Consider the following 20533-nt stretch of genomic DNA (forward strand, 5'->3'; position numbering starts at 1 on the left):
CACCATCCTAAGAACTCTTAGCCCTCCTTGGCTAATATTTTAACTAAAATGTTCTTTTTTAAGTGGAGTGCCTTTATTTAGATCCCGGGTAGCAAATTTATCAATTACATCATGATAATTTTTAGGCGCAAGCCCATATCCGGGACGAATGCTTTTGACGTTTTCAGCCGTTAGCTTTTCACCTTTTTTGACATCCTTAACTATATAGAGTGAACGACGGAACTTAACATTTCCTTTTTCACTTTCTTTACGTTCATAATTTACATAGCCTAAAGCTTTCCACGCTATTTTTGCATCCCTACACAAGGCAATTAACTCGGCAGGTTCAAGCGAGAAACTGTCATCTGGCCCCCCACCATTCCGATCCAGTGTAACGTGTTTTTCAATAACGTTAGCACCAAGGACAACTGATGCAACTGCAGTCGTATTATCGATTGTGTGATCGGACAGCCCAGTAATGACCCCAAAACGCTCAGCCATATCTGGAATAGTCGCCAGATTATAATCTTCTGCTGGTGCCGGGTAACCACTCACGCAATGCAGAACGACAAGTTCCTTACAACCACCGTCACGTGCTGCAGTAATAGCCTCCTGAATCTCCTGCTCGTCAGCCATGCCCGTTGAAATAATCATCGGCTTGCCTGTTTTTGCAACATATTTTATTAATGGCAGATCGATAGCTTCAAATGAAGCGATTTTATAGGCAGGGGCTCCGAGTTCCTCCAGAAGATCTACAGCTGTATAATCGAAAGGACTACTGAAAATAGTGATTCCGAGTTCTTTAGCTTTGTCAAACAGAGGCTTATGCCATTCCCAGGGCATTTGTGCCCCTTTGTATAAATTATAAAGCGTTTGCCCATCCCATAGGCCGCCATGAATCTGAAAATCTTCAGTATCACAATCAATGGTGATGGTGTCTGCACGGTATGTTTGTAATTTTATGGCATCTGCACCTGCAGCTTTCGCTTCTTCCATAATCTTGAATGCACGGTTGATGTCGCCATTATGGTTCGCCGAAAGCTCAGCAATAATATAAGGAGGATGATCTTTACCAATTTTACGACCATCAATAGTAATAAATTTGTTCATTATTTTTTCTCGCTGATATATTCGCTGGGTGAAAATTTATAAAATCCGATACGCTCAAATAACTGATGCGATGTATGGTTTTCAGGTAAAACCGTTGCCAGTATGCTTATACCTTTATGCAACATTAAGGCGCGTTTGATAGCTGCACTCGCAATGCCTTTACCGTGACATGCTGATGTCAGAAAAATCGATATTTCATAGTTTGCAAAGGCATGCTCAACAGGGTCTAATCGAATGACACCACATGCCCCTGCATTTTCAATAACGTAAAAAAATGCATTGTCGGCATTTAACTTTCGTTTCATCCATTCGACGTGATTCTCGTATGCAGGAATTTCAGGATTTCGAGCATATTTGCGCGTTTGCGGCTCACATTGAAGTTGATATACAAAATCGATATCGTCAAATGTAGCCTGACGCAGAGTCACATTAGTGCCATCTTTGGCTGACATTATTACTATTTCCTGGATATCTCTGTTAAGCCCCTGTCCATCACATATGTTCATAGCAAGGAGGCGCTGCTCGTGATAATGCGCGATCAAATGATTCAGAGCCTCGCTCAACTCTGCAGCATTAAAATTATCCGCATATAGCACAATCGCACCAGCGTTAGACAGATTGTTTGCGATGGTTTTTTGATTATCCGCAATGACTACGTTTACCGCAGGTAATCCCATAGTACATCGTTCCCAAGTCGTTCCCCCCATAGCGCCGATTGCGAAATCGTGTTCCAGCATCAGTTCTGCCATATTTGACACATTAACGAGAACGTCGACGTCGTATTTCGATTTATTCGCAAGAGAGATAATTTCAGAACGGTGTGGACAAGCAGAGCCCAATACAACAGTGATTTTTTCTATGTTTTTAAAGTTTGACTGCTCAAGGAATACCAGCATTTTTCCAGCAACATTATGTGCATCCACCCCACCCATTGTTAATAATAGTTTTTTCGGTGCAGTAATGTTGGCTTTACGAACAATTGATTGTTTTCTTAATTGCGAAAATGCAGGGTTTAGCAACGCATATTTTGCGCCAGCGAGAACTTTACCTTCTCTTTTATTGAATTGGGCATATTCTCTGGCGCTGCGCATATAGGTTTGATCAATCAGTAAATCACAACAATGCGGCCGGTTGCAGAGATCATCGATCACCACTAAATGTGAATCAGGAAAACGTGCTTTCACAATCGCTTCCCATTCGTAATCAAGAGAATAGTGATCGACAATGATGATGTCTGGATCAGAACAGTTTTCTACTATTAAATCGATAAATTTCTCAGCATCATCGTATTGACTTCCATTAAGCCATGATTTTTCATCGCTGATGTAAGTACTCGATTTATCGGCAGCTGCGATAACTTCGACAGAAAAACCTTCCTGTTTTATTTTATCCAGAATATTACCAGGGTGGTCTTTTGATATAAATGAACAACGAGCTCCTGCTTTTTCTAAGACTTTCGCAAGATTTAGACAACGGATAATATGACCAGAACCGATCGATAGCGATGAATCAGCCCGCAGAAACACGTTCATTTTTAAACTCCATGGCTTTAAACAACCACTCAGCTACGCGCCAGTCTTCTGGAGTATCAATATCCTGGACACGTTCACGCGGAAGTTCAATCGAGTAGGAATCTGCGCTAAAAATCGGCTTTTCGTTCAACCAAGCTGAGGATGTCCCCCAATAAAATTGCCCGGCATCGTGCCACGACTCTTCAAGATCCTGTGACCGGACATGGAACATCTCAGGTGAAAACATACTTATACGCTGTTCATCACTGACTTTAAGTGCTCGTTGAATGGGATAAGGAAACCTTGAAACTGTGAAAGCATAATCGCCTTGCTGGCTTTGGAGAGTTCCTAATCCCTGAATAATATCTTCAGCGCGGATAAAAGGAGCTGTAGCATAAATACAGCAAACATAATCAACCGCGCAGTCGTGACTAATGAGCCAATCAGTCGCGTGGCGAATCACAGGAATAGTACCTGCATAATCATTTGAGAGTTCTTCCGGGCGCATAAATGGCACTTCTGCACCATATTGACGCGCAACTTCAGCTATCTCCGCATCATCTGTTGAGACAATGATTCGGTCAAAGACGCCGCTCTTTTGAGCGGCTTCAATGGACCAGGCAATCATTGGTTTCCCACAAAATTCTTTAATGTTTTTTCGTGGAATACGCTTACTGCCACCACGCGCAGGAATGATTGCCACATTCATTTAAAAAAACTCCCTAATGCACTGAATAACGTAGTCTTGCTCTTCATCTGTCAGCGTTGAGTACATAGGGATACTCAGCGCGCGAGAGTAATAGTCTTCAGCGACGGGATAATCACCAGATTTATGACCTAACTGCTCATAATAAGGCTGAGTATGAACGGGGATATAGTGGACGTTAACCCCAATGCCTTTATCACGCAGATAATCAAACAGTGGTTTACGTTGCGCCGGATCGTTCACCGTCAGTGGGTAAAGATGCAAAGCACTGTATCCACTCTCTGATTGCTGCGGTATTGAAACAGGAACACCGTCAAAAGCCGCGTGATAACGTTTTGCCAGTTCATGACGTCGAGCCACAAAACCGTCAATACGTTTTAACTGACTCACACCCAGTGCAGCCTGTAGTTCGGTCATGCGATAGTTTAATCCGAGATCTACCTGCTGATAGTACCAACCACCTTCCGATAGTTTGGTCATTTTCTCGTTGTCGCGGGTAATCCCGTGGCTGCGGAAAAGTTGCATACTCTCGGCCAGCGCATCGTTGTTTGTCAGCGCCATACCACCTTCAGCAGTTGTGATGATCTTAACCGGGTGGAAGCTCAAAATGGTAATGTCGGCAAAACGCGAGTTGCCAATTTTAGCTCCCTGATAATTACCACCGATCGCATGCGACGCATCTTCGATAATGGCGAACCCATACTCTTTAGACAGTTTATGGATCGCTTCCATATCACATGATTGACCCGCAAACGCTACTGGCACCACGATTTTAGGCAATTTGCCTTCTGCTTTAGCCGCAATGAGTTTAGCTTCCAGAGCGGAAACACTCATGTTGTAAGTGTGCGGATCAATATCAACAAAGCTTACATTGGCATCACAATAAAGCGCACAGTTTGCCGAAGCCACAAAGGTATTAGGCGAAGTCCAAAGCCAGTCGCCTTTTTTCAACCCCAGTGCTAAGCATGCAATATGAAGTGCAGACGTTGCGCTATTAACCGCTACAGCATGTTTAACGCCAACATAATCAGCAATGGCCTGCTCGAACTGTGGAACACATGGCCCCTGAGTCAAGAAATCAGACTTCAGTACGTCCACCACTGCACTGATATCTTCTTCTGAGATATCCTGCCGTCCGTAGGGGATAAATTTCATTAGATATTGCCTACTTTTTCACGGTTATCATCAATCCATTGACGCAGTTCTTCAATGCTCATCCACTCGGTATTGCTGTCGCTTTCGTAAACGAACCCTTCTGGTACACGTTTACCATCTTTAATACGTTCAGGAGAATCGCACCAGTTATGGATTGCAGGAAGGATTTTGAAATGTTCCGGATATTCATAGGTGTAATGCGCATCTTCTGCACTGATCATTTGTTCATGCAGTTTTTCACCCGGACGAATACCGATCACTTTCTGAGTTGCATCAGGAGCAACAGCCGTTGCAACATCAGTCACTTTCATTGATGGGATTTTCTTAACATAGATCTCGCCACCTTCCATGTCATTGAAGGCGTGCCAAACCAGTTCCACACCCTGTTCCAGGGTAATCATGAAACGGGTCATGCGGTCATCAGTGATTGGCAGTTCGCCCTTGTCTTTGATAGACAGGAAGAATGGAATTACGGAACCACGGGATCCCATAACGTTCCCGTAACGCACAACGGCGAAGCGAGTCTTGGTAGCACCGGAGTAGGAATTACCTGCCACAAACAATTTATCGGATGCCAGTTTAGTTGCACCATACAGGTTTGCTGGGCTACTTGCTTTGTCAGTAGACAGTGCAACGACACGCTCGATACCTTTATCAATACATGCATCAATAACATTCATCGCACCGTTGATGTTGGTTTTTACACACTCAAACGGGTTGTATTCTGCGGTAGGAACGATTTTTGTTGCTGCTGCATGCACCACGAAATCAACCCCATCTAACGCGCGGTACAAACGATCTTTATCACGCACATCACCGATGAAAAAGCGGATGCGACTTTCATCTTTGAAATGCTTTGCCATTTCCCACTGTTTCATTTCATCACGCGAATAAATGATAATTTTTTTAGGATTATATTTTTCAAGCGTCATGCGAACGAACTTATTGCCAAATGAACCTGTGCCGCCAGTTACCAGAATCGTTTTATTATCAAACATGTTTTTCACCAGAAAATATCAACTTATTGAATGCTACAATTGAAGAGATTGTAACCCAGCCCTGCATGGGTTTTACCCACGCTACCGCCCCTGGCTTAACAGCTACCAGTGCACTGAACGAGGGTGAAATGTTCCATTTGTTGAAGTCCGACACCGAACTCTACTGGCGCTGGACAACTGCAAAAACTGCCGTTAATTGTCGTCCTAAACGACCTCAGAAACAAGCACAAATCGTTACAAATCTGACCAGATTTAAATCAGATAAATCCATGTTATCATTAGAATTAATAACAAAAAACGGCAGCTACCATTTTGGTTATGTTTCAACATACCCAAATGATGACTGCCGCTTGTGCAAATCAAGTAAGATAAAATCAGTCGTTAGCTAACAACTTCTCAATCCGGCTTCTGAACTTCGCCCCTTCCTTCAGGTTGCGCAGCCCATAGTTCACAAACGCCTGCATGTAGCCCAACTTCTTACCGCAGTCGTAGCTCTCACCGGTCATCAGCATCGCGTCAACAGATTGCTTCTTCGCCAACTCGGCAATCGCATCGGTCAACTGGATACGATCCCAGGCGCCTGGCTCGGTTTTTTCCAGCTCGGCCCAGATATCCGCGTTCAGGACATAACGACCAACCGCCATCAGGTCGGAATCCAGCGTCTGCGGCTGATCCGGTTTTTCGATAAACTCAACGATGCGGCTCACCTGCCCTTCTGTCTCCAGCGCTTCTTTAGTCTGGATAACAGAGTACTCGGACAGATCGCCTTTCATGCGTTTCGCCAGCACCTGGCTGCGGCCTGTTTCGTTGAAACGCGCCACCATCGCCGCCAGGTTGTAGCGCAGCGGATCCGCAGAAGCGGTATCAATGATGATATCCGGCAGGACCACGATAAACGGATTGTCGCCTACGACAGGGCGAGCACACAGGATGGAGTGGCCCAGGCCCAGCGGCTGCGCCTGACGCACGTTCATGATGGTCACGCCAGGAGGACAAATAGACTGCACTTCCGCCAGCAGTTGACGTTTAACACGCTGCTCCAGCAGCGCTTCGAGTTCGTAAGAGGTGTCGAAGTGGTTTTCAACCGCATTCTTGGACGAGTGCGTAACCAGAACGATTTCTTTGATCCCTGCAGCAACAATCTCGTCGACGATGTATTGAATCATCGGCTTGTCGACGATCGGTAGCATCTCTTTAGGAATGGCTTTTGTGGCTGGCAGCATATGCATGCCCAGTCCGGCTACCGGAATGACTGCTTTCAAATTAATCATTATTTCTTCCACCTTAAAATGGTTGACGAATTATAGCTCTTAAACCTGTTTTCGCCAGTATGATTTGCCGTAATCCTGTAATGATATTACGCCTTAGCACCACAAATTACAGTAGTTGTAATCTGAATAGAATGCGATTCCGTGCCAGGAATAGTCGCAAAAAGCCCACTGACGATTATCTGTGCGGCAGCGCAAAATTCAGCCGTTCCGTATTCACCACATGCTGATCCACCCGGTCAATATCCACCGAGCTCTGCCCTTTCTCATTCACTGCTTTGATGTTTGCCAGTGACAGCAACGTCTCGTCTTTCGCCATAAACTTACCCCGCACATCCTTACGCAGGTCGAAGTTCAGCTTCAGCGCGGGTCCGATTGCTGCTTCCTGCATCACGTTGATATTGCGCAAGAAAAGGTGCTGAGGTTTGTTATGCAGTTCAAGCGTCGCGCGCTGCATGTCGACGTTGGTGATGGCCACAAACGAGGTCGCATTACCGGATGAAATTTGTATGCCGCGCAGCTTATAGGCAAGCTGGCTATTATCCAGACGAATATCGTTAAGCTTGAAGTTCTGCGGAATCGACAGGTAGTCACCTTTAATCACGCCGTAACCGATTAACATGCCGGCACTATTGACCATATCGACATTATCAATAACGAAATTATCACAGCCATAAATTGCTACCGTGGCATTGTCTATTCCCGCCTTTTTACTGAAATCAGGCGTAATATTTTTGGCCTTAATATTGCGGATAATAAAGTGTTTACCGTTCTCAACGTGCACCAGCTGGCGGCAGTTGCTGCCGGTGATATTGGCAACCACAAAGTTCTTCACGGTCTGTTTTTCCGGGTAGTCGTTGTCGTAGGTACTGCCCGCAAGGCCAATACCAATCCCCCAGTTAATCTTCCCGTTGGTGCAGTTGATGTTGTCGATCACATGGTCGGAGATCAGAATATTGCGGTCATTGATGGCCACATTCCATTCGATCGCATCGCCCTGCAGGTGGCTGAATTTGCTGTTGGTGATGCGGGCGCCATCCACCTGGCTATGAAACCCCTGACGCAGGATGGCGTAATTGGCCTGGCTCACGCGGATGTTATCAATGACCAGATTACGCATCACGCTGGGCTTTTTGCCGCCGATGTAGATTTGCGTTAACGGGCCAAATCCGCTCATCGCCAGCCCTTTGATCACGCAGTCAGAGCCACGAACGTCAAGGGTAATATTTTCGGTACGGCCTTCGCCCTCACCGATGACTTTGCTGCCCTCCTGCAGGACAAAGCGCCCCCGGCCATTGCCGGTTAACGCCCCACGAATCAGCAGCGTTTTGCCGTCAGGAATGAAAATGCCCGTGTTGATGTTTTTGCAGGTGAGCCCTGCAGGCACTACGACGGTGTCGCCTTCGTTAAACGCCTGCTTAAAGGCGGCGATCCAGTCGTTGTTATTGTACTGATTTACAGAGACCGTCTCGCCGGTTGCCGCCCGCGCAACGCGGGGCGACAGTAGCGGCATTGCCGCCAGGACGGACAGAGAAGAGACAAAGCTGCGTCGGGTAATCTTTTTCAGCATACAACCTCGGCGTTACAACGTTTGCAGCAGGCTCGCTAACTGGCGATTGATCACCTGCTGGTTAAAATCTGCCTCGACTTTTTGTCGGGCATTGTGCAGCACGGGCTCCAGCGCCTGCTGGTCGATATCGCTAAACGCGGCCAGCCGATCGGCCAGGGCCATGGCGTTATTTTCGGGGACCAGCCAGCCGGAATGATCTGACTTGATCAGCTCAGGGATCCCGCTGTGCAGCGTCGATACCACCGGAATCCCCACCGCCATCGCCTCCATCAGCGCCACCGGTATGCCTTCCATGTCGCCATCGGCGCCCGTAACGGACGGCAGCAGAAACACGTCGGCTTCATCGAGCATGGCCTTCACCTCGTGGCTCGGCTTAAAGCCTGGCATCTCCACGTGCGTTTCCAGCTCATACTGTTCAATAAGCGTACGCAGACGACGCTCCCACGGGCCGATACCGAGAATGCGATAACGGAAATCCACCCCGCGCGCCTTGAGCTGGCGGCAGGCTTCAATCGCCACATGCAGCCCTTTTTTCTCGGTCAGTCGGGCAACGGAGATAATCTGCAGCGGTTTACCCGGCACCTTGACCGGACGTCGGGTAAAACGCGCCAAATCCACCCCCATCCGCGAGACGGTGATTTTCTCGCCCGGGCAACCCATCTTTTTGAGGCGTCCGGCCCACAGGTCGCTGATGGGCAGCATCATGTCGCCGCGCTGGAACAGCTGCTGATACTCCGGCGTGTAGTGGTTCAGCACTTCACGGCTGGAGATATCAATGCCGTGGAAGATCGTGGCGATCTTCCCGTCAATCACCCCCAGCTCGCGCAGTTTGGCTGCGGTCACCCCTGCCGGGCCAAAGTGGGCGATAAAGACATCAGCGCGGTACGGCTGCGCCGTTTGCCCACAGATGGCCGACAGGATCAGATTGCGCGACTCCGCGCCATAGCGGGAGATGTTCAGCGCTCGCCAGGTCGACGCGCGATGGAGCCCGCGTAAGGTCTGGCTGGCACGGTAGCGCAGCTTGTTCACTTTTCCGGATGGCTCATCCTGCAGCCAGCGGGTTTTCGCCTCCAGCCCATACTGGGTATACGCCGCATGGGTGTTTTGCGTATCGCCCTTTTGCAGGGCGATAATTTCCACGTCATATCCCATATCGATAAACGCGGTGATTTGATTGAGTACAAAGGTTTCAGACGACAGTGGAAATTTCAGTAAGAAGAAACCAACCTTCATTTCCCCTCCCGCACGCGGTCAAGCACAGACTTCACCATCCCCATTCCCTTTTCGCGCTCGGCTTTCACCGCCACGGTCAGGCGCTCATTCACGGCGGGCAGTTGCCCAAGGGTGTCGCCCACCATTGCGCCGAGCGAGCCATCCAGCAGATGACGGATATCCACGGCCATTTCCGGCATCCCCAGCTGCTGCATAATTCCGGCAGATTTGTGCTCATAGTTGATGGCAATGGCCGGCGTGCCAAAGTTCATCGAGATGATGGCAGAGTGCAGACGGGTACCCACGGTCAGGTCACAGGCAGAGAGCAGTTTGCCCATCTCCAGATCGTTCAGTTCGTCCATCACCACGTGATACCGGGACGGATCGTTCACCAGATGGCGCAGGTTCAGCGCCACCATGCGATCATCCTTGTTGTAGCTATCGATACCGGTACAGGTGGAGAGCGCCAGCACCTGATAACCGCTGTCCAGCACGCGGTTAACGACCTCGGCAAAGGCCTTCTCGTAGGCGGCCTGAGTCGTACCTAAACGCTTATCAAAAGGTGCCAGTTCGCGCAGGGTAATGGCGACGGTTTTCTGTTTCGCCGCCACGTCCAGCCAGTGCTGCACCGCGTAGCTCGGCTGGAAGCTGTCGTCCTGGTGATCCACCAGCCACGCGGTATCCACCCCGTGCTCGACTTTCGAGGTGTCGATCTCGCTGCGCTTCATCATGTCGAGGCTGACTGACTCACGTAAAATCAGGGCATCGCAGTGGCCAAACACATAGTTTGCCAGCTGGTTGAACTGAGGTTCCTGGAATGGCCCGACGCTGTGACCAATCATAAACAGCGGCTTCTTCGCCATAAAGGTACAGAGCGCATGCTCAAACTGCGGCACGCCGTAGAGATCGACGAAGAACGAACCGCCCACCTGAATAATGGCGTCATAGCCGGAAAGCAGACGCACGAAATCGGTAAAGCCCTGCGCAATGGCGATGTTGCGCAGCTTGCCGGTGTCGGTTACGCGAGAAAGCAGCACCTGATGCTGGTAGCGGCGACGCAACACTTTCTTCACGCGTCCCATCACGCCCGCAGCGTTATTGTGCTGTTTCATCTGGCTGTAGAGCGGGTCGCCCATCACCGGGCGGTTCAGTAACCAGGATGAGCTGACCGGGTAACGGCTCATCACGTCCACTTCTGTCTCAGGCTTAAGGGTGTTAATTGCATCCAGTAAACCGCGCAGGATGGCGCTGTCGCCACGGTTGCCGCAGGTATGGTTGCCAAGAATTAATAATTTCATAATGGCCTCTTAAATAACTAGCCTGCGCGAAGCAGCGTTTTCATTTTTTCGTTACGGCAAAACTGGCGCTTCATCTCCACCACCAGCGCATTGCGTGACAGCACAATCATCACCCCAAACGCCAGTGCGCCCGCAGCAACCTGCACTGCCAGCAGCGCGGCCAGTGGCAGATGCCCCTTCAGGAGCACGCCCAGACCGTAGCTCACCACCAGGGTCGGCAAGGAGAGATAAAACGGCAGCCACAGGCTCAGGATGTACTGACGGTAGCTGGAGCCCAGCACTGGCTTGATCATGATGAAGTAGCTCAGCACGGTGTTGATGATTTGCACCAGCAGAAAGCCCAGCGTGACGCCAATGGCGCCCGCCATGTGTCCGCCGACGATAATTGCCGGAATAAACAGGAAGGTTTTAAATACGTTGAATTTAAAGCTGATATCCACGCGCGCTTTCGCCATCAGCAGGGAGCCAATCGGGTTACCCACGGAGCGCAGCAGCCCCACCACGCAGAGCAACTGCAGGATCGGGATGATGCTGTTCCACTTCTCGCCAAATACCAGCGGCACAAAGTTGCTCGACACCACCATCAGACCCAGCAGTACCGGGAAGTTAATAATGCCGACCACGGAGAGCAGCTTGTAGAAGTTGACGCGCAGCTTTTCAGTGTCGTCCTGAATTTTGGCGAACGCCGGGAACAACACGCGGGTGATAATCGGGTTGAGCTTCATCGGCGGGACGACCGCAACGTTGTAGGCCAGGTTATAACCCCCCGCGACGCTCGCCCCCAGAATGCGCGCCAGCACCAGCGTGGAAAGGTTGGTATTGACGTAGTTGATGATGCTGTCGGCCGTCAGCCAGGCGCCAAAACGCAGGTTCGAGGAGACGGACGCCAGGGAAAAATGCAGCCCCGGGCGGTAGATCTTGCGGCCAAAGTAGCCGAACAGCAGCGTACGCACGGTAGAGTTCACCAGATACCCCAGAATGGCGGTCATGGCCAGCGGCCAGAAATGGGCGCTCACCACCGTGAAGGTAAAGCCCGCCAGCACGGCGCTGGTTTCAATCATGCCGATCTTGTTGAACTCCAGCTCTTTTTGCATCAGCGCGCGGAACTGCTGCCCGTGCGGGATCACCACAAAGGCAAACGACAGCGTGCGCATCAGCGGGGCCAGATCCGGGTTGTGCAGCACGCTGGCGATCACATCGCTCAGCAGGAACACCAGCACAAAAACAAATATCCCCAGCCCCACGTTCAGCCAGTAGAGCGTGGTCAGCTCCAGCTGGCTAATCTCTTTGCGCTGGATAATCGAGTTGGCGATACCGAAGTCAGACAGCGTGTCGGCCAGCGCGATAATCACCAGCGAGACGGTCAGCAGACCGAACTGATGATTATCGATAATGCGCGCCAGCACGGTCATCTGCACCAGCCCCAGGCCAATGATGACGATAGTCGCCATCGCTGACCACTTGGCGCCGCTGATGGTTTTTTCACGTAAGCTCATCTTAGTACGCCGCTTTGTTCACGAAACCTTTGAAGATGGTCAGAAAAACAATTTTGATATCGAACCAGAGGCTCCACTCACGGATGTACTCAAGGTCGAACTCAATGCGTTTTTCCATTTTTTCCAGCGTGTCGGTTTCACCGCGCCAGCCGTTGATTTGCGCCCAGCCGGTAATGCCTGGTTTCACTTTATGGCGCAGCATGTAGCCTTCAATCAGCGAGCGGTACTGCTCGTTATGGGCAACCGCGTGCGGACGTGGCCCGACAATCGACATACCGCCAGTAAAGACGTTGATAAACTGCGGCAGCTCGTCCAGCGAGGTGCGGCGCAGGAAATTCCCCACGCGGGTCACGCGCGGATCGTTCTGCGTAGCCTGCGTCACCACTTTGTCGTTCTCCATCACCTTCATGGAGCGGAATTTCCACACCATGATCGGCTTACCGTCCATGCCGTAGCGCGTCTGACGGAAGATGACCGGGCCGGGAGAGCTCAGCTTCACCGCCAGGGCAATGCAGCACAGCACCGGGGAGATCAGCAGAAGGATCAGTGAAGAGAGCACAATGTCTTCCAGGCGTTTGAGAACACGGTTGATACCTGACAGCGGCGTGTCGTACAGCGGCACTACCGGTACACCGTTCACCTCTTCGATACGGGAATGGAGAATGTTGAAGGTAAAGACGTCCGGAATGAGGATCACGGAACAGGTGGTGTCCGCCAGGTCGCGCATCAGTTTCTTAATGCGGGACTCCTCTTTCATCTGCATGGCAATGTAGACGTTGTGAATTTTGCCCGCTTTCGCATCGTCAATAAGCTGGTCGTAGTTGCCCGCCCAGTCCGACGGCACGCCACCCGGTTTCGCGTCGTGGTAGATCCCAACCACTTCAAAACCTAACCACGGCTCCTTGCGGAAGCTATCAAGCAGCACCTGGCCCACAGGCAGATCGCCGGCAACGGCGACATAGCGGCGGTTGTAACCACGGTTACGCAACCAGCCCGCGCCAAAGCGGATCAGGGAGCGGCAAACCACCATGCCGACGCTGGTTAACAGATACCAGCAAAGATACGTCACCAGACGATTATCAAAATCATGGCTGAACGCCACCAGGCCCGCGCTGAAGATCAGGCTTAAGGTCCAGTTCTGCAGCAACAGCATCAGTTCGGTGGTCATCTTGACGCCACGCCACGAACGATAGAAATCCGTCATCCCGCCGATCATCTGAAACACGACCAGCGCAATCAGTGCCATCAGCAGGTGCATGTATAAGAACGATTGCCCGCTGATCCAACACACCGCCCACAATCCGCCGACCATGATGGTGATATCAGAAAAACGCTGCACCATAGAGATTAACGATGCATTCGTTCTCGCTCGTTCGCGCTTTTTTAGATTCGTCATCGTTGTTCCTTTAGTTCAAAACCTTACCCCTCACCCTAACCCTCTCCCCACAGGGGAGAGGGAACTTGAACACCCTCTCCCCTGTGGGGAGAGGGCTGGGGTGAGGGGCAATGATTACTGATTCAACAGCGCCAGAATGTCCTTCGTTCGGGCTTCCATCAGCGCGGTGTCGGCGCGGGATTCCACGTTCAGGCGCACCACCGGCTCGGTATTGGACGAGCGCAGGTTAAAGCGCCACTGCGGGAACGCCATGCTGATACCGTCGGTACGGTCAATTTCCAGCGCGTGAATAGCAAAGTGCTGTTCCACACGGGCAATGGCCTCAGCCGGCTGCGCCAGTTTGCTGTTGATCTCTCCACTTGCCGGGAAGGCCGCCATACGGTCGCGCACCAGCTCGCCCAGGGTCTGACCTTTCAGGCACAGCAGCTCGGTCACCAGCAGCCACGGGATCATCCCGCTGTCGCAGTAGGCAAAATCGCGGAAGTAGTGATGGGCGCTCATCTCGCCGCCGTAGATGGCGTCTTCTTCGCGCATACGCTCTTTAATAAACGCGTGACCGGTTTTGGACATCACCGGCGTACCGCCTGCCGCTGACACCACGTCAACGGTGTTCCAGGAGAGACGCGGGTCATGAATGATCTTCGCCCCCGGATTTTTCTCGAGGAACGCTTCCGCCAGCAGGCCGACAATGTAATAGCCCTCGATGAACTGCCCTTTCTCGTCGAACAGGAAGCAGCGGTCGAAATCGCCGTCAAAGGCGATGCCCATATCCGCACCGTGTTCAATCACCGCATTGCGGGTGTCGTCGCGGCACTCTGGCAGCAGCGGGTTCGGGATACCGTTCGGGAAGTTGCCGTCCGGGGTGTTGTGTACCTTGACGAAGGTCACCGGCACGTTCAGCGCCTTAAAGCGGGCTTCCAGGGCATCCACCACCGGGCCCGCCGCGCCGTTGCCGGAGTTAATGACCAGCTTCAGCGGCTTAAGGTTCGCCACGTTGATGTAACCCAGCAGGTGATCGATGTACTCTTTACGCAGATCGATCTGCTTGTAGCTGCCGCGTGCAGACTTGTTCACCGGCGGGAAGTCATTGGCTTCCGCCAGACGCTGCACGTCGCGCAGGCCGGTATCACCGCTGATAGGGCGCGCACCCTTGCGCACCAGCTTCATACCGTTGTAATCCATCGGATTATGGCTAGCCGTGACTTCAATCCCGCCGTCCACGCCCAGGTGGAAGGTGGCAAAATAGATCTCTTCGGTACCGGAAAGGCCGATATCCAGCACGTCCACGCCCGCGTCCTGCAGCCCTTTCGCCAGCGCCAGCTTCAGGGATTCGCTGGTCAGACGCACGTCGCCACCCAGTACGATAGTTTTCGGTTTCAGGTATTCGCCGTACGCACGGCCGATGCGCCACGCAATGTCTTCATTCAGCTCTTCACCCAGCTTGCCGCGAATATCGTAGGCTTTAAAACAGGTTAACTTTTCCATCATGACCCCTTTTTCAGGCAACAGTTGGCCCGCCCAATTAACAGGCAAAATATTTTTTATTCATTCGTAGGCCCGGTAAGCACAGCGCCACCGGGCATGATGCGAAGCGGTTACACCCGACCGTAGCGGTCCTGGAAACGGACAATATCGTCCTCTTCCAGATACGCGCCGGAGCGCACTTCAATTAAATCGAGAGGTATCTTCCCTGGGTTTTCCAGACAGTGTGTCGCCCCCAGCGGAATATAAATTGACTCGTTTTCACCGAGCAGTTTCACTTCGCCGTCGATGGTCACTTTGGCGGTACCCGCCACCACCACCCAGTGCTCGGCACGATGGTGATGCATCTGTACCGACAGGCCTTCGCCCGGCTTCACGGTAATGCGCTTCACCTGGTAACGTTCGCCCGCATCGATGGAGTCGTATTTGCCCCACGGGCGGTACACTTCGCGGTGAATATGGTGCTCGTGGCGACCGTCGGCTTTGATCTTCTCCACCACCTTTTTAACGTCCTGCACGGCGTTACGGTCGGCAATCAGCACGGCGTCTTTGGTCTGGACGACCACCAGATCCTTCACCCCCACCGTGGTCACGAGGCCGGATTCGGCGTAGACGTAGCTGTTCTCGGTTTTGTGGCTAATCACATCACCGTGATGGACGTTACCCTCCGGGGTATGCGCGCTGATCTCCCACAGGGAGGACCAGGAGCCAACATCGCTCCAGCCTGCATCCATCGGCACCACCACCGCATCCGCCGTGCGCTCCATTACCGCATAGTCAATGGACTCTTCCGGGCAGGCGAGGAAAGCGGCTTCGTCGACGCGAATAAAGTCGAGATCCGGATCCACCACGTTCATGGCTTTTTCGCAGGCGCTCAGGATATCCGGACGATACTTTTGCAGTTCTTCCAGATAGCGACCGGCGCGGAACAGGAACATACCGCTGTTCCAGTAGTATTCACCGCTGGCAACGTAGGCCTGCGCGGTTTCCAGATTCGGTTTCTCAACGAACTGCGCCACGTCAAACGCCACGCTGTCGCCTTCGCCCGGCGTCACGCTGCCGCGGCGGATATAGCCATAGCCGGTTTCTGGCAGATCCGGCACGATGCCGAAGGTCACCAGCTTGCCGCTTTCTGCGTAAGGAATGGCCGCCCGCACCGCGTCGCGGAACGCCTCTTCCTGCTGAATGACGTGGTCTGCCGCCAGGACCAGCATCAGCGGATCGCAATCCGGGCTGCTGCGTTTTGCCGCCAGCGCCGCCAGGGCAATGGCTGGGGCGGTATTTCGTCCGGCAGGCTCCAGAATGATATTTTCTGTGAGTTTGTTCAGCTGGCGCAGCTGCTCGGCAACAATAAAGCGGTGCTGTTCGTTACAAATCACCACCGGGCTTTCACACTCCACACCCTGCAGACGGTTAACCGTTGTTTGCAGCATGGTGAGATCCCCTTTCAGGCAGAGGAACTGTTTTGGATAGAGCACGCGGGACAGCGGCCACAACCGGCTACCAGAGCCACCTGCCATCACAACCGGATACAACGTGGTTTGACTCATGATTTATCCCCGTATATCTGCAATAAATTGGCTCAGCACGTTCTCTTTCTCGAGCGTGCGTTCGGCATATTCACGTGCCACCGTGTTCACTTTTGGCATGGCGAGTGCCTGTTCAATTCCGGTCACCAGCGCCGGAACCGATTCCGGCTCCACGCAAACGGCGATCCCCGGGTAGCTGTCACACAGCTGGCCTAATTCGGTTTCGGCTTCTGCCGTGATCACAGCGTTCCCGCCCACGGCCAGAATGTTGGTCAGCTTGGACGGCAGCACCGCATCCGCCGCGCCGCGCTTTTGCACCACCAGATGGCAGTCACCCATCTTCAGCAGCGCAGGCAGCGCCTCGTAAGACTGAAGCGGGAAGAATTTCACGTTAGTCAGGCCGCGAACGCTTGCCATCTTCTCCAGACGCGCTTTTCCGCCGCCCTGACCGACAATCACAAACATCCACGGATGTTCGCTAAGCTGTTGAGCCGCCTCGATAACGTTCTCCAGCCCCTGCTTTTCGCCGATATTGCCTGAATAAAGAATGATTTTTTGGTCATCAGGCAAACCGAGCTCTGCGCGAAGCGCCTGCGCGTCGTGTTCTGTTACGTCACGGAAACGGGCCACTTCGGACCAGTTCGGGAAAAAGATCACCTTTTCCGGCGCGACGCCCTTCTCCTGCGCTTTGTTCATCATCGATCGCGAGATGGTGGAGACATAATCCACGTTATGCAGACCGCTGCGCTCAAAAGCGCTGGCGAGTTTCGCCACTTTGCCACCCTTGCCTTTACCTGCCATCCCCAGGCCCAGCATGGCGTCGACTTCATAATCCTGAATGTGCAGCAACGTGCGCGCACCGGAGAGCTTGCCCAGCAGCCGCATGCCCGGCGTGCAGAACAGCGTCGGTACCACGCCGATGATGCGATCCGGCTTCCAGCGACGCTGCGCCATCAGCGGGAAGAAACTGCTCAGGGCAAAGCTGCCCAGATGAATTAAACGTTTCAGCGTCGAGGGCTGCTTCGGCACGTACAGCGGGCAACGCCAGACGGTCGCAGCGCCCTCTTCGCGGCGATAGCGCCAGCTGGAGTAGCGCTCGCCCACTTTCCATTCCGGGTAGTACGGCGGCGCGGTAATGACCCGCACGTCATGTCCCTGGCTCGCCATCCACTCGACCATCTCGCCGGTGTATTTCCCGATACCGGTCAATTCCGGCGAGTAGTTGATTCCATATACGAGGATCTTCATAGTCCCGGCACCTCAGACTGACGATCGGCCAGGAAATAGGCACGACTGTTGTCATGCACATTGTCGCTGGCCAGCAGCGCCTCTGGCGTCTGCCAGCGGTAGTCGTCGTGCTGAGAATCAGGCAGACGCAGGTCTGCCTCACTCACCTTCAGGCGGAACCCCAGCACGATGTAGTGCGTGGTGAAGCCGGTACCTGAAAAGTTATCGTCATAGAAGTGCTGCCAGACCCCGTAAAACTGGCCTGCTGCCATCGGCAGTTGCAGGCCCAGTTCCGCCAGAGTGAGACGCTCAAACGCGTTGGCCAGCGTCTCATCCTTCTGCACGCGCCCGCCGGGCACGAACCAGAAGCCCTGAGCAGGACGATTGGTTCGTTTCCCCAGCAAGAACTCGCCGCGTTCGTTCTCCACGATCAAATCAATTGAGATGAGCGGAGTGGAGCGCACTACCGTGGCAAAATCTTCCTGACTTAAAAACATTGTTACCCCCGGAAGCGGTGCTGGTTTTCCAGGAACCACTGGTAGGTACTTGCCAGCCCTTGTTCCAGCGACACCTCGTGATACCAGCCCAGCTGATGCAGACGGGTGACGTCCAGCAGTTTGCGCGGCGTGCCGTCCGGTTTGGTGGCGTCAAACACCACGCGGCCCTTATAGCCCACCACCTGAGCGATGGTCTGCGCCAGCTCGCGAATGGTGCAATCCACGCCAGTGCCAACGTTGATGTGCGACAGCATCGGCTCAGTGTTCTCCTGCCACACCTCGCGATCCAGCTCCATCACGTGAATGCTGGCCGCGGCCATGTCATCCACGTGCAGGAATTCGCGCATCGGCGTGCCGCTGCCCCACACCACCACATCCGGTGCGTTCTCGGCGGTCGCCTCGTGGAAACGACGCAGCAGCGCCGGGATCACGTGCGAGTTGCTCGGGTGGAAGTTATCGTGCGGCCCATACAGGTTGGTCGGCATCACCGAGCGATAGTCACGGTTGTACTGACGGTTGTAGGACTCGCACAGCTTGATCCCGGCAATTTTGGCAATGGCGTACGGCTCGTTGGTTGCTTCCAGCGTCCCCTGCAGCAGTTCGCTCTCGGCGATCGGCTGTTTCGCCATTTTCGGGTAGATACAGGATGAGCCGAGGAACAACAGCTTGTTCACGTTGTGCAGATGCGCCGCGTGAATGATGTTGCTCTCAATCATCATGTTCTCGTAGATGAAATCTGCCGGGTAAGTGTTGTTAGCGACAATGCCGCCCACTTTTGCCGCCGCCAGATACACCTGATCGATACGTTCGTTGGCAAAGAAGTCCTGTACCGCACGGCTATCGAGCAGATTCAGCTCGTCGCGGGTACGGACAACCACTTCCACGTCACCGCGCTGCTCCAGCTGGCGAACAATCGCGGAACCCACCATTCCGCGATGACCGGCGACAAAAATACGTTGTTTTGTCATTCTCAGGACTCCAGCGCGATGGCAACCTCGTAGCCATGAGATTTGAGCAGGGAGTGTTTTTTCGCTGCTTCAAGATCTTTGGCTACCATCTCAGAGACCATCTCCTGCAGAGTGGTTTCTGGTTTCCAGCCCAGTTTCTCGTGCGCTTTGGTTGGGTCGCCCAGCAGGGTTTCCACTTCCGCAGGACGGAAGTAACGCGGGTCAACCTGCACAATCACATCACCTGGTTTCACGCCCGGTGCGTCATGGCCGGTCACAGAGACAACGATCCCCTTCTCTTCCACGCCAGTGCCTTCGAAGCGCAGTTTGATACCCAGCTGTGCGGCAGCCATTTCCACGAATTGACGGACGGAGTACTGCACACCGGTCGCAATCACGAAGTCTTCTGGCTGCTCCTGCTGCAGCATCATCCACTGCATCTTCACGTAGTCTTTGGCATGGCCCCAGTCACGCAGGGAGTCCATGTTGCCGAGGTGCAGGCAGGATTCCAGACCCTGAGCGATGTTGGCGATAGCGCGGGTAATTTTACGGGTCACGAAGGTTTCGCCACGACGTGGGGATTCGTGGTTAAACAGAATGCCGTTACAGGCGTACATGCCGTAAGATTCACGGTAGTTTACGGTGATCCAGTAGGCATACAGTTTGGCTACCGCGTAAGGAGAACGTGGGTAGAACGGGGTGGTCTCTTTCTGCGGGATTTCCTGCACCAGACCGTACAGTTCAGAGGTGGATGCCTGGTAGAAACGGGTTTTCTTCTCAAGGCCGAGGAAACGAATCGCTTCCAGCAGACGCAGCGTACCCATGGCGTCAACGTCAGCGGTGTATTCCGGGGATTCGAAAGAAACCGCTACGTGGCTCATCGCGCCCAGGTTGTAAACTTCATCCGGCTGTACTTCCTGCAGGATGCGGGTCAGGTTGGAGGTATCGGTCAGGTCGCCGTAGTGCAGATGGAATTTCGGGTTCGCCGCATGCGGATCCTGGTAAATATGATCCACACGTTCCGTGTTGAAAGAAGAAGCACGACGCTTAATACCGTGAACTTCATAACCTTTTTCCAGCAGTAACTCTGCCAGGTAAGAACCATCCTGCCCGGTAACGCCGGTGATGAGAGCGACTTTAGACATGTTTATA

17 protein-coding genes are annotated in these 20533 nt (G+C 52.8%); all 17 read right to left on the reverse strand.

The features are described from left to right. Window positions 1-39 precede the first annotated feature (39 nt). The 17 genes from pseI to gmd all read right to left on the reverse strand — a co-directional run bounded on the left by pseI (window position 40) and on the right by gmd (window position 20526). A complete protein-coding gene (gene pseI, locus EQV24_RS05795) occupies window positions 40-1089 on the reverse strand; it encodes a pseudaminic acid synthase (RefSeq protein ID WP_063122235.1) in 1050 nt (349 codons plus the stop codon). Continuing rightward, complete coding sequence (gene pseG, locus EQV24_RS05800) at window positions 1089-2621, reverse strand: UDP-2,4-diacetamido-2,4,6-trideoxy-beta-L-altropyranose hydrolase (RefSeq protein ID WP_058683801.1); 1533 nt, start codon at window positions 2619-2621, stop codon at window positions 1089-1091. The genes pseI and pseG overlap by 1 nt, the downstream gene beginning before the upstream one ends. Then, window positions 2599-3309 (reverse strand): pseudaminic acid cytidylyltransferase, encoded by a 711-nt coding sequence (pseF, locus tag EQV24_RS05805; protein WP_013097862.1) that lies wholly within the window; start codon window positions 3307-3309, stop codon window positions 2599-2601. The genes pseG and pseF overlap by 23 nt, the downstream gene beginning before the upstream one ends. After that, window positions 3310-4461: a UDP-4-amino-4,6-dideoxy-N-acetyl-beta-L-altrosamine transaminase gene (pseC, locus tag EQV24_RS05810; RefSeq protein ID WP_058683802.1), complete on the reverse strand. Its 1152-nt coding sequence runs from the start codon at window positions 4459-4461 to the stop codon at window positions 3310-3312. Further along, entirely contained in the window at window positions 4461-5459 is a 999-nt protein-coding gene (gene pseB, locus EQV24_RS05815) for a UDP-N-acetylglucosamine 4,6-dehydratase (inverting) (RefSeq protein ID WP_013097864.1), read from the reverse strand. The genes pseC and pseB overlap by 1 nt, the downstream gene beginning before the upstream one ends. A 374-nt stretch (window positions 5460-5833) precedes the next feature. Beyond that, the gene (galF, locus tag EQV24_RS05820) at window positions 5834-6730 is read right to left on the reverse strand and encodes a GalU regulator GalF (protein ID WP_013097865.1); all 897 of its coding nucleotides are present in this window, start codon (window positions 6728-6730) and stop codon (window positions 5834-5836) included. A 175-nt stretch (window positions 6731-6905) separates the two neighbouring features. Beyond that, complete coding sequence (gene wcaM, locus EQV24_RS05825) at window positions 6906-8297, reverse strand: colanic acid biosynthesis protein WcaM (RefSeq protein ID WP_130626317.1); 1392 nt, start codon at window positions 8295-8297, stop codon at window positions 6906-6908. A 12-nt stretch (window positions 8298-8309) separates the two neighbouring features. After that, entirely contained in the window at window positions 8310-9530 is a 1221-nt protein-coding gene (gene wcaL / locus EQV24_RS05830; RefSeq protein ID WP_020690194.1) for a colanic acid biosynthesis glycosyltransferase WcaL, read from the reverse strand. Continuing rightward, a complete protein-coding gene (wcaK, locus tag EQV24_RS05835; protein ID WP_058683803.1) occupies window positions 9527-10807 on the reverse strand; it encodes a colanic acid biosynthesis pyruvyl transferase WcaK in 1281 nt (426 codons plus the stop codon). Before wcaK ends, wcaL begins: the two co-directional genes overlap by 4 nt. Window positions 10808-10824: 17 nt before the next feature. Beyond that, window positions 10825-12303 (reverse strand): colanic acid undecaprenyl disphosphate flippase WzxC, encoded by a 1479-nt coding sequence (wzxC, locus tag EQV24_RS05840; protein WP_023622057.1) that lies wholly within the window; start codon window positions 12301-12303, stop codon window positions 10825-10827. A gap of 1 nt (window position 12304) precedes the next feature. Next, window positions 12305-13699, reverse strand: a complete 1395-nt coding sequence (gene wcaJ, locus EQV24_RS05845) for an undecaprenyl-phosphate glucose phosphotransferase (RefSeq protein ID WP_014832616.1) — start codon at window positions 13697-13699, stop codon at window positions 12305-12307. Between the two features lie 114 nt (window positions 13700-13813). Beyond that, complete coding sequence (gene cpsG / locus EQV24_RS05850) at window positions 13814-15184, reverse strand: colanic acid biosynthesis phosphomannomutase CpsG (protein ID WP_130626418.1); 1371 nt, start codon at window positions 15182-15184, stop codon at window positions 13814-13816. A 110-nt stretch (window positions 15185-15294) separates the two neighbouring features. Further along, on the reverse strand, window positions 15295-16731 hold the full coding sequence (cpsB, locus tag EQV24_RS05855; RefSeq protein ID WP_000084309.1) for a mannose-1-phosphate guanyltransferase: 1437 nt from the start codon (window positions 16729-16731) through the stop codon (window positions 15295-15297). A gap of 3 nt (window positions 16732-16734) precedes the next feature. Then, complete coding sequence (wcaI, locus tag EQV24_RS05860; protein ID WP_029881807.1) at window positions 16735-17958, reverse strand: colanic acid biosynthesis fucosyltransferase WcaI; 1224 nt, start codon at window positions 17956-17958, stop codon at window positions 16735-16737. Further along, a complete protein-coding gene (locus EQV24_RS05865; RefSeq protein ID WP_013097873.1) occupies window positions 17955-18434 on the reverse strand; it encodes a GDP-mannose mannosyl hydrolase in 480 nt (159 codons plus the stop codon). Before EQV24_RS05865 ends, wcaI begins: the two co-directional genes overlap by 4 nt. 2 nt (window positions 18435-18436) lie before the next feature. Further along, window positions 18437-19402, reverse strand: a complete 966-nt coding sequence (locus tag EQV24_RS05870; protein ID WP_013097874.1) for a GDP-L-fucose synthase — start codon at window positions 19400-19402, stop codon at window positions 18437-18439. A 2-nt stretch (window positions 19403-19404) separates the two neighbouring features. Next, complete coding sequence (gene gmd, locus EQV24_RS05875; protein WP_003863514.1) at window positions 19405-20526, reverse strand: GDP-mannose 4,6-dehydratase; 1122 nt, start codon at window positions 20524-20526, stop codon at window positions 19405-19407. Window positions 20527-20533 lie beyond the last annotated feature (7 nt).

Source organism: Enterobacter sp. A8, from assembly GCF_004296595.1.
GTDB lineage: Bacteria > Pseudomonadota > Gammaproteobacteria > Enterobacterales > Enterobacteriaceae > Enterobacter > Enterobacter cloacae.